The sequence below is a fragment of the Candidatus Zixiibacteriota bacterium genome (assembly GCA_014728145.1).
Classification (GTDB): Bacteria; Zixibacteria; MSB-5A5; order JAABVY01; family JAABVY01; genus WJMC01.
Window position 1 is genome coordinate 1 of record WJMC01000010.1, and the last position, 4,999, is coordinate 4,999.

Consider the following 4,999-nt stretch of genomic DNA (forward strand, 5'->3'; position numbering starts at 1 on the left):
CGGTGATGCCAATAGCGATGGCAGTGTGGATGTCTCCGACGCGGTTTACGTGATCAATTACGCTTTCGGTGGCGGTCCGCCACCTGTGCCGGTCTCAATCGCGGATGCCAACTGCGATGGTTCAGTTGATGTATCCGACGCAGTGTACATCATCAATTATGCCTTCGCAGGAGGCAACCCGCCCTGCGATGTCGATAACGATGGAACCCCGGACTGCTAAACAGAGATAAGTAATCATAACAATACCGCCTGATCGATTCAGGCGGTATTTTTTATACAATATTTTCTATTATTTTATAATCAGGATTCACACATTGGCAATTTATTAGCATCTTGTAGCTATAGTTTCTCATTGATAAAACTGAAAGTAGCGATACTAGTTTGTTGAAACTGTTAGAGATCTAAATAAGAAATGGGAGTTATGCATCACTTGCGCTTTTTACGGTGGCTGACAAAATCCCAGAATATATAATCGCCCAAATTGTCAGCTGATGAGAAATAAGCCCGCCCCTTGTTAAGTTCGGTCAGCCTGGCCACAAAATCCTGCAGGTAGGGATCTTTAGTTATCATGAAGGTTGTAATCGGAATCCTCTTTTTTCGGCAGATGATCGCCTCATCGAGGGTACGATTGACGATAACAGGATCGAGGCCGACCGGGTTCTTGTACATACTGCCGTTGCGACGCCGGATCATAGAAGGTTTGCCGTCGGTAATCATGAAAATCTGCTTATTGACATTTTTCTTTTTCAAGAGAATCCTGCGCGCCATCTGCAAACCGGCCTTGGTGTTGGTGTGGTATGGCCCCACGCCGATATAAGGCAAGTCCTTGACCTTGACCTCTTTGGCAAAATCTCCAAACAGCACGATGTTGAGACTGTCTTTGGGATACCTGGTCAGGATCAATTCCGAAAACGCCATCGCCACCTGCTTGGCCGGGGTGATTCGGTCCTCCCCGTATAGAATCATCGAATGCGAAACATCAATCAGCATAACAGTCGCCGCGCTGGTCATCTGTTCGCGGTCGTAAACCTCGAGATCCTTCTCGGCCATATCCATCCCCAGCGAACCGGTACGTCGGATTGTATTGAACAAAGAACTCTGAAAATCGATTTTGTCCATTTCATCACCGAAAATATACTCGCGCTTCTCAGGCAACTGTTCATCGGCGATACCGCCCCCGAGGGGAATCTGGTGTCCTCCCGGACCGGATTGACGGAGTTGCTTGAAAATATGGTCGAATGAATCCTGCCGAAGCTGTCTTTCACCCTTTTTTGTCAGGCTTTTGCGGTCATTTTGGAACTGCACCACCCTGTCATCCGAAAGCTGTTTTTCGAACTTATCCAGGTCGTAATGGGGCGGAAGAACACCCATCTTCTGGAGACGACGCATATACTTGAGCGCCATCTCGGCATCGCCGTTGGTCTGCAACAGCAGGTAGTTGAAGATCGACATCAAATCCCGCATATCCTGCAGGCGACGCATAATGTTGTCATCCCACTCAGAATATATAAATCTCATCTCAACTCCGGAGTATCCGCTGGATCATGTCGGCGTAAACAAACTTGTTGTCGGGGGATTCCTTGGCGATGATATTTCTGCGATGGAGACCTTCCAGTACAAATTCCATGTACAACAGGAGTTCATGATCATCGGATACCTTGTGGTATTTCTCTACGATTTCACGTAATCCGGCAACTTCATTAAGAGATTTGCGGTAATCCGCATAGGACATCTCATCGGAAATTTCCAGCCTGCGCCCTGAAGAGAAGTAATCTATGACTGCCTCATAGGGGCTGTCCTCGGGAAGTTTGGGAGATTTTTCAGCTACCACTGTCTGTCGTTTTTCCACTCGCGGTGGAGGGAAAATTTTATCGAATACAGTCCGAACCGCCTCCCCGATAATTGAAACCGCCACAATGTTGGGGCCTTCCTGCTCACCCTCGTAAACAAGTTCGATCTTGCCCATCACGGCCGGCAGGGCTGCGAACAGGTCTGAAATCCGCGGGAAACGATCCTCGTCACCATTGATTGCCGCACGACGCTCGATATTCGAAAGCAGATTCTCATAGGCGGAGATAGTCATACGCGCTGAGACACCCGAGGTCTGATCGACATATTCACTTTCGCGCGCACGGAAAGCTATCTCCTCGATGATATCCCGGATCAATTCCGGTATCTGAATATCGGTCGATCTCCTGCTCCAGGCTTCCTGGCGGGTGATCTGTTTGGACTCATCGATGGTTTTCGGATAATGAGTGTTGATCTGCGACGATATACGGTCCTTCAGTGGAGTGATTATATTTCCCCGATTGGTATAGTCCTCGGGATTTGCCGTAAACGAAAGCATCATATCGAGTGGTATACGGATCGGAAATCCACGTATCTGCAGATCGTTTTCCTCGAGGATATTCAACAACGCAACCTGGATTCGTGGTTGCAGGTCAGGTAACTCATTGATCGCGAATATTCCCCGGTTTGTACGTGGCACTATTCCCCAGTGGATCACTTCTTCATTGGAGATGTCCAGCTTTTCACGAACTGCCTTGATCGGGTCCAGATCACCGATCAAGTCGGCCACTGTGACGTCGGGCGTGGCCAGTTTCTCGTTGTAGCGCTGGTCGCGGTGGAGCCAGTCGATTTCGAGCTCATCGCCGGCCTTCTCGGCCAACTGACTGTACTTGCTGGAAATCGGCACAAATGGGTCCTCGTTTAGCTGACTGCCCCTGATAATCGGGAGGTACTCATCCAGCAGGTTTTTAAGTTGCCGTAAGATCCTGGTTTTTGCCTGTCCCCTCAGCCCCAAAAGCAATATATCATGCTTTGACAGGATTGCGTTTTCAAGCTGGGGCAGAACCGTGCGATCGTAGCCGATTATGCCCGGAAAACGTTTAATACCCGCCTTTATCTGTTCAATCAGGTTTTCTCGCAGTTCTTCCTTGGTGGAGCGCGGTCGGTATCCCGTTTCTTTCAATTCACCCAGTGTTTTCGCTAATTTCATTCTGTCCTTTCCCTTTTCTCAAGTTACCGTATGTGATAACAAATAAGAATTGAATCGGTTCAAAAGAAAATCCAGGCAAACTTGAACATCCCGATGAGTTAACCGTCTAAAATAATACATCTGCGTATTTTTTCGATGAATCCAAACTGACGGAAAGGAGCGAAACATGCATCTGTTCAATTTAGTTGCGACGGGAATAGCCCTCACACAAGCGATCGCGGTAGTACTAAAACATTTCAACCTGATGATTTAAAAAAAACAGGCCATTCCGTGGACGGCCTGTTTTGCGGTTAATGTATCTTTGCGGTTAATTATCCCGGTCAGACCTGTCAGTATGCCCCTGCTTGTAGATTCCCAGGATATGGCTGATATCACCATCATCATCCCGTACAAACTTCATCTTGAAATAATCTACATCTTCAATAATGAAGGTGTCTTGAGATAACGCTGTCAACTTTTTCTCAGCACGTCCGTCACGGCTGTAAAACAAAGCACCTTCTTTGTAATTGACCTGCCGGGGACCGTAGCTTCCAGCGTAATCCCGGAGAAGTTTCTGGTCGACATCGACAGGATTCAGGCGGGCATCCATTATTTCAATATCCCAGTTTAGCGAGGCCAGCCGGTCCTGATCCTCGATTTTATTTTTAAGTTCCTTTAAAGCTTCCAAATGAGCCACCTCAAGAGCCTGATCGGCAGGGACCTGTATATCAGGTTCTATTCCAGTACCTTCCCAGTTTGTACCCGTGATCGGATTCACGGCTCGTCCGAAAGGAACGCGCACCCCGACTTTCAAGTTAAGAAATCCATGTTCCTCTACCGGGTGAGCGCCACCCCCCGTGGTTTCGCCAATGATTGTGGCTCGCTCGAGATTCTTGAGGTTGTAGGTAAACTCCTCGGCCGCCGAAAATGTGTAAGAACTGGTAAGAATATATAAATCGACATCAGTGAGCCTGGGACCCTCGATATGAGCCTGTGTCCAGAACTGCTTGGTGGTGTCCTCTTTACGGATATAAAAACTGTTCAGGTGTACGGATTCAGCGAAGAAATAACTGCTGATCAGCTGGACCATGGAAGGTGACCCGCCTCCGTTCTCACGCAGATCGATTATGAGCGCATCGACATAGCCCAGAAAATTGAGCGCGGCTACCGCCGTCTGACCGGCATAGCCTGCGTCACTGAAACCATCGAATTTAACATAACCGACATTGCCGGGCAGGATTTCAAGTTTATTCCAGCCGAAGTTTCGCGCCTGGCCGCGCTTTACCATTTGATCCCTTCGCTGTTTCTTAACATCTGCAGGCAACGAGTCGAAATCCATTATGTCCTCGGCCGTCATCATCGGTAAGTGAGCCACGCCCAGGTGGCGGTCATGAGAAATCGAACGCAAATCCTCGGTTAGTTTGGCAGTGAATTCACCTGCATTTTCGATTTCATCGTAGGCACCTTTTTTAAACTGCCCGCGGACATACTTGTCCATCCTAACGGCCACATCGGGAAAGACATAGACATCTTCGATGGTTTTCATCACACTGTCGATGATCTCCAGTTTCGTGGATCCGTCGATTTTCACATCATCGGCCTGCATCATTTTCTGCGCGGCCAGGTTGCCAGTGCCCCCGCAGAAAAACAGCATTAAGCAGACGAGCACTGTGCCTGGCAGTAGACGGAATTTCAACATAATTACACCTCGCTTTTAAGTAGACTTCTGTTTTCAGCATCTTGTACGCAATTTTACGTAAGAGGTTACATAATGCAAGCAATTTATGTAAGTACTTACGTAATATCCCGAAAGATATCGAGGCAAACCGCAGATCTGTAATATTTTCTTGAAACTACCTTACGCGGGACTGGTCGAGCACCTTGCGGACCGCATGGGCGATTGATTTTATTGTCACCGGCTTGCGCAAAAACAGGCTGGCTCCGAGCCTTACAGCCTCATCGACTCTTTCGCTTTCAGCGTAGCCTGAGACTATCACGGCTTTCTGAGGAGATCTGATTTCA

At 48.2% G+C, this 4,999-nt stretch carries 3 protein-coding genes; all 3 read right to left on the reverse strand.

Annotated elements, in window-relative coordinates:
* Positions 1 to 426 precede the first annotated feature (426 nt).
* A complete protein-coding gene (locus GF404_00480) occupies positions 427 to 1,518 on the reverse strand; it encodes a VWA domain-containing protein (GenBank protein MBD3380647.1) in 1,092 nt (363 codons plus the stop codon).
* Between the two features lies 1 nt (position 1,519).
* Entirely contained in the window at positions 1,520 to 2,998 is a 1,479-nt protein-coding gene (locus tag GF404_00485; GenBank protein MBD3380648.1) for a magnesium chelatase, read from the reverse strand.
* 307 nt (positions 2,999 to 3,305) lie between these two features.
* Positions 3,306 to 4,676 carry a hypothetical protein gene (locus tag GF404_00490; GenBank protein ID MBD3380649.1) on the reverse strand — a complete coding sequence of 457 codons (1,371 nt, stop codon included), beginning with the start codon at positions 4,674 to 4,676 and terminating at the stop codon, positions 3,306 to 3,308.
* Positions 4,677 to 4,999 lie beyond the last annotated feature (323 nt).

Excerpts from the sequence above, each read along its gene's own strand:
- GF404_00480 (MBD3380647.1), bottom strand. The coding sequence starts at position 1,518 with ATGAGATTTATATATTCTGAGTGGGATGACAACATTATGCGTCGCCTG.
- GF404_00490 (MBD3380649.1), bottom strand. The coding sequence starts at position 4,676 with ATGTTGAAATTCCGTCTACTGCCAGGCACAGTGCTCGTCTGCTTAATG.
- GF404_00485 (MBD3380648.1), bottom strand. The coding sequence starts at position 2,998 with ATGAAATTAGCGAAAACACTGGGTGAATTGAAAGAAACGGGATACCGA.